The sequence below is a fragment of the Polaromonas sp. CG_9.5 genome, assembly GCF_035984465.1.
Classification (GTDB): Bacteria; Pseudomonadota; Gammaproteobacteria; order Burkholderiales; family Burkholderiaceae_C; genus Polaromonas.
The window spans coordinates 1-5,005 of sequence record NZ_JAXCHR010000050.1 but is presented as its reverse complement, the minus strand read 5'-3'; the positions used below and the strand labels follow the sequence as shown (position 1 = coordinate 5,005).

At 56.4% G+C, this 5,005-nt stretch carries 5 protein-coding genes; 4 read left to right on the top strand and 1 reads right to left on the bottom strand.

Translation table 11 applies throughout. From position 1 onward, the window contains the following. Positions 1 to 478 precede the first annotated feature (478 nt). The gene (locus tag RCH06_RS17595; RefSeq protein ID WP_327082762.1) at positions 479 to 1,015 is read right to left on the bottom strand and encodes a hypothetical protein; all 537 of its coding nucleotides are present in this window, start codon (positions 1,013 to 1,015) and stop codon (positions 479 to 481) included. 310 nt (positions 1,016 to 1,325) lie between these two features. On the opposite strand from RCH06_RS17595, the gene RCH06_RS17590 reads away from it, so the two are divergent. From RCH06_RS17590 to minE, 4 genes are all read left to right on the top strand, one after another. Beyond that, on the top strand, positions 1,326 to 2,162 hold the full coding sequence (locus RCH06_RS17590) for an endonuclease/exonuclease/phosphatase family protein (protein ID WP_327082760.1): 837 nt from the start codon (positions 1,326 to 1,328) through the stop codon (positions 2,160 to 2,162). A 402-nt stretch (positions 2,163 to 2,564) separates the two neighbouring features. Then, a complete protein-coding gene (gene minC / locus RCH06_RS17585) occupies positions 2,565 to 3,317 on the top strand; it encodes a septum site-determining protein MinC (protein WP_327082759.1) in 753 nt (250 codons plus the stop codon). 141 nt (positions 3,318 to 3,458) lie between these two features. Beyond that, positions 3,459 to 4,274, top strand: coding sequence for a septum site-determining protein MinD (gene minD, locus RCH06_RS17580; protein ID WP_327082758.1), 816 nt, complete (start codon positions 3,459 to 3,461; stop codon positions 4,272 to 4,274). 6 nt (positions 4,275 to 4,280) lie between these two features. Next, entirely contained in the window at positions 4,281 to 4,541 is a 261-nt protein-coding gene (minE, locus tag RCH06_RS17575; protein ID WP_327082757.1) for a cell division topological specificity factor MinE, read from the top strand. The last annotated feature ends 464 nt before the right edge of the window (positions 4,542 to 5,005 follow it).

The following is a 5,005-nucleotide window of genomic DNA, read 5'->3' as shown; positions in this document are numbered from 1 at the left end:
CGGGTTAAGTGCACACCATCGTGGTGGGCAACTCCCCGGATACTGCCCGGCTCATCAACCCGGCGCAAGAATGGTGTTCGTCGGACGGTTACGCAAGATGGGCATGCGCAAAGGCCAGGGTTGGGGCCACCACGATGGCGGCATGCAGCGCAAGGGCTGAACCTGAAGATTTTGAAAGCACAATAAAAACTGCACCCTTTGCATGAATGCAAAAGGTGCAGTTTTTGTACTTTGTACGACGCTGGTTTTGTTATTTCTATAAACCAAAAAATAGTTTCTACTTGTGCTGTCTGGTATGAAACAAACTTTTGGCCTCTATTTCATACTGACAACAGGTCGTTTATTCGGGCAGCAAGATTGTCAAAGCCAATAAGACTTTGCCAATCTTGCGCCAAATGACAATGGGATTGCGTTGAATGCATACGTCATGCATACGTCATGCATGAGCCCAACGGTTCAACGCCTGCCCCGCACAGTTTTACTGCGTCTTGCCAGCACCTGGTCCGGAAGCATCAGGCGAGCCCTTCACGCCCGATCCAGTCATCGGCGAACCGTTTCCGCTGGTGCTATTCATGCTTTTGCTGGTTCCGGCAGCTTTTTTGCTTTTGGCCATATCCGTAGCAGAACCTGAGTGATCTGACATGCCGCCCATGGCTTTACCGGTCTTGGCACGCGAATGCTTCTTGGCTTTTTTGGTGTGCATAGCCTTCTTGCTGCCGTTCATGCCGGCGCCAGAGCCTGAAGCGTCTGCAGAACCTTGAACGCCTGAGCCTGTCATAGGCGACTTGGCACCTGAGGAGTTCATTCCTTTGGTGGTTCCCATATCGCCTTTGCTACCCATTCCGGCGCCAGGACCGGAAGCGTCGGGCGAGCCCTTCACGCCAGATCCTGTCATGGGCGAAGAACTTGCGCCATTGGCAGCACCAGTTTGCGCCTGAGCCATACCGCCCATCATGAGTGCTGCGGTGACAGCAAGGGTGAATGGAATAAATTTGATAGATGACTTGTTGAACATAAAAACTCCTTTTGAACTTGATAAGAATGCGCTTGCCACTTTGGGGCCAGCCAGAGCACTTAGCTAATCTACGCTTGCCTAATCGCCATTTTTGTCAGCGATACATATTTCCATGCGTAGGACACCAACCTTGCACAACATTTTTTAGATCAAAGACTGTCAGGGACAGGCCGAACGGCTTTAACGCGCCATTTTTTGAGTCACACAACATGGAGGCGGGCAAATAAGTTACTGTCCTACAGTTTCCTTGCCCCTGCAGAGAAACAATGCCTCACAGGTCTTTTTTGCCTCTTTCTGGTGTTTACTTTTTATGCAGCCCTTCATTCCCGACGCTTCTCCCACTTCAACACCTGCCCAGGCGCCCAACCCTGCTGCCCCGGTCGCACCCGATACCGACGCACTGGTGTCCTTCAAGGTGCTAACGGTCAACATCCACAAGGGGTTCACCTTTTTCAACCGCAAGTTCATCCTGTCCGAGCTGCGCGATGCGGTGCGCGCCGTGGGTGCCGACGTGGTGTTTTTGCAAGAGGTTGCCGGCAGCCACCTCAAGCATGGAAAAAAGTTTGAGAACTATCCGAACGAGCCGCATTACGAATACCTCGCTGACAGCATCTGGTCGCAGTTTGCCTATGGCCGCAATGCGGTCTACAACAACGGCCATCACGGCAATGCCATGCTGTCAAAGTTCCCGATTGTCAAATTTGAAAACCGCGACATCTCCATCAGCGGCCCGGAGCGGCGCGGCATGCTGCACTGCGAGCTGAAGGTGCCTGGCCATAGCCGCAATGTGCATGCCATTTGCGTGCATCTGGGGCTGATTGAAACGCACCGCACCCAGCAAATGAAGCTGCTGTGCGACATGGTGCGCAAGGAAATTCCGGCCCGCTCGCCGGTCGTGGTGGCAGGTGACTTCAACGACTGGCGCCTGCGCGCCCATGCGCAAATGGCCAAAGACGCCAACATGCAAGAGATATTCGTGCAAACCAATGGCCACGCCGCCCGCACCTTTCCGGCCCGCCTGCCACTGCTGCAGCTGGACCGCATTTATGTGCGCAACGCCATAGGCCACTCCCCCATCGTGCTGCCCAGCCACCCGTGGTCACACCTGTCAGACCACGCCCCGCTGGCAGCAGAAATCCGGCTCTGAAAACGCGGCTTGTAACGCCCTGAGCCAGCGGCAACCCGCCTCACTTGCCTGAAAACGGCAAGACTGTTTCCCGCGCACCGTCAAATGCATTGCTGCCGCCCGGCGAGAAGCCGCAAACCTCCATCGCGTTCCCGGATAATGTTGGGTTTTTACTCAACATTCACGAATCGGCACAATTTGCATGCCCTCAATGCTTGCCACTCACTTGGCACCGAGCCAGCGTTGCCGTAGTCGCCACGCACAGATCCGCCGTCGCCGGGCGTTGCATGCATTCATAAATACCGCCTCCAGCGTCTACCCGAGCTGCGTTTCTTGCGCTACGCTTGCGCATTCAGCTAGCAACCCGGGCTTTGCCACCGCCTCGGGGCCTGCTTTCTTTTGTTCACTCAGCCCGGCCCGCCTATGACTGTTGCCACACCGACCACGTTTGAAATCAAAAGCGCCAACTTCCCGCTGGTCGCCTTGCTCCTCAAGTCCACCGATCTTGCCGCTTTGGCGCGCGAGATGACACTGCGGTTTGGCGACATTCCTGATTTTTTTGACCAGGATCCGTTGGTCATCGACCTGACGCCGCTGCAGGCCGCTACAAGTCCGTCGGGCGGTGTCATTGATTTTCCGGCGCTGCTGGCTTTGCTCCAGAGCTACCAGCTGGTGCCCATCGCCGTCAAAGGTGGCAACAGTGCGCAAATGACCGCCGCCCATCAGGCCGGTTTGTTGCCCGCGCCCGACGCCCATCTGCTCACGCCACGGCCCGCCACCAGCGCCGAACAACCGGCGCAACCCGATGCGCCACTGGTGCATGCCGCCGTGCTGGGCGCAATGGTCATTGACAAACCCCTGCGCTCTGGCCAGCAGGTCTATGCCCGTGGGCGCGACCTGGTGGTGCTGGCCATCGTCAATGCCGGTGCCGAAGTGATCGCCGACGGCCACATCCATGTCTACGCACCGCTGCGTGGCCGAGCCATCGCGGGTGCCCGGGGCAACGCCGAAGCACGTATTTTTGCGCTCGCGCTGGAGGCCGAATTGCTGTCGATTGCCGGCATTTACCGCACCCGGGAAAACCCGCTGCCGCCCGAGGTCGTCGGCCACCCGACGCAAGTGCGGCTGGTGGACGGCCCCGATGGCGAAAAGCTGATCATGACTGCCATGACATGAACGCCGTACTTGTCACGCGCCCGCTTGCGCTGCGGCGAACCCGACTAAATGGCATACACAGTTTGATGCAAAATCCAGTCCTGGCACCCTGCTGAACTGACCGACAGGCTCCCCTTACAGATTTCAAAAGGAATTTTTCGAATGGCAAAAATCATTGTGGTCACTTCCGGCAAAGGCGGTGTAGGAAAAACCACTACCAGCGCCAGTTTTGCTTCCGGCCTGGCCTTGCGTGGCTATAAAACTGCCGTGATCGACTTTGACGTCGGCCTGCGCAACCTGGACCTCATCATGGGCTGCGAACGCCGTGTGGTTTATGACCTGATCAACGTTATTCATGGCGAAGCCACGCTGAACCAGGCGCTGATCAAGGACAAGCAGGTTCCCAATCTGTTCGTGCTGGCCGCCTCGCAAACCCGCGACAAGGATGCGCTCAGCATCGAAGGCGTGAAAAAAGTCCTCGATGACTTGTCCGCCATGGACTTCGAATACATCATCTGCGACTCGCCCGCCGGCATTGAAACCGGTGCGCTCATGGCCATGCACTTTGCCGACGAAGCGCTGGTCGTGACCAATCCCGAAGTCTCTTCGGTGCGCGACTCCGACCGCATTTTGGGCATGCTGTCGAGCAAGACCCAGCGCTCCATCGACGGCGGCGACCCGATCAAGGAACACCTGCTCATCACCCGCTACAACCCCAGCCGGGTAGACCAGGGCCAGATGCTGTCACTGGAAGACATCCAGGACATTTTGCGCATCAAGCTGATTGGCGTCATTCCCGAATCTGAAGTGGTGTTGCAAGCCTCCAACCAAGGTCTTCCCGCCGTACACATGCAAGGCTCGGATGTGTCCGAAGCCTACAACGACGTGATTGACCGCTTTCTGGGCCAGGACAAGCCCATGCGCTTTATCAAGGCCCAGAAGGTCAGTTTCTTCAAACGCCTGTTCGGGGGAAAGTAAAAAGCCATGGCTTCATTTTTCTCATTCCTGCTCGGTGAAAAGAAAAAAACGGCTAGCGTGGCCCGAGAGCGCCTGCAAATCATCCTGGCCCATGAACGGTCGGGGCACAGCGGCCATGAGCCCGACTATTTGCCGGCACTGCAGCGCGACCTGATTGCTGTGATTTCCAAATACATCCACATCAATGCCGGCGACATCAAGGTTCACCTTGAGCGGCAAGACAACCTCGACGTGCTGGAAGTCAAGATCGAACTGCCCGACAAGTAATTGCCATTGTCTTGACGTGCGCGCCCAGTTGGCGCTGGCAAATTACACGCCTGACGGAAATATGAAACCTGTCCCCATGCAGTGCTGGCCAGACTGCCGGGGCGGACTGAGCAGCTGGAAATTGCTACTTTTTTAATAGCTAGTTGTGCCCGACAGACAAGCGCCAAAGCACTTTTTAGTCGTTTATCCGGATTTAAAACAAAGCGGCCTTCGTTGGATCACGAAGGCCGCTTTTTTTCAGTCTGTTTATTCCCTGTCTGTTTCAATAAAAAGAGGGCGCGCCAGACCGTTTCTCGTCATAGGTAGCGCAGCAATTCGCCGCCGGGCCGCATCAATGCCTGGCGTGCTGCGTCACCCATTCCAAGCCAGACGGGGCGTTGTTGCATAAATCCCTCCAATGACGAGGCATCCCCCTGGCCCCCCATTTTTAGGCGGTCCGGACGGATTTAGGGCTTGCGAGTACC

Bases quoted from the DNA above. Each gene is read 5' to 3' on its own strand.
- RCH06_RS17590 (WP_327082760.1), top strand. From the start codon at position 1,326: ATGCAGCCCTTCATTCCCGACGCTTCTCCCACTTCAACACCTGCCCAG.
- minD (WP_327082758.1), top strand. From the start codon at position 3,459: ATGGCAAAAATCATTGTGGTCACTTCCGGCAAAGGCGGTGTAGGAAAA.
- RCH06_RS17595 (WP_327082762.1), bottom strand. From the start codon at position 1,015: ATGTTCAACAAGTCATCTATCAAATTTATTCCATTCACCCTTGCTGTC.
- minC (WP_327082759.1), top strand. From the start codon at position 2,565: ATGACTGTTGCCACACCGACCACGTTTGAAATCAAAAGCGCCAACTTC.
- minE (WP_327082757.1), top strand. From the start codon at position 4,281: ATGGCTTCATTTTTCTCATTCCTGCTCGGTGAAAAGAAAAAAACGGCT.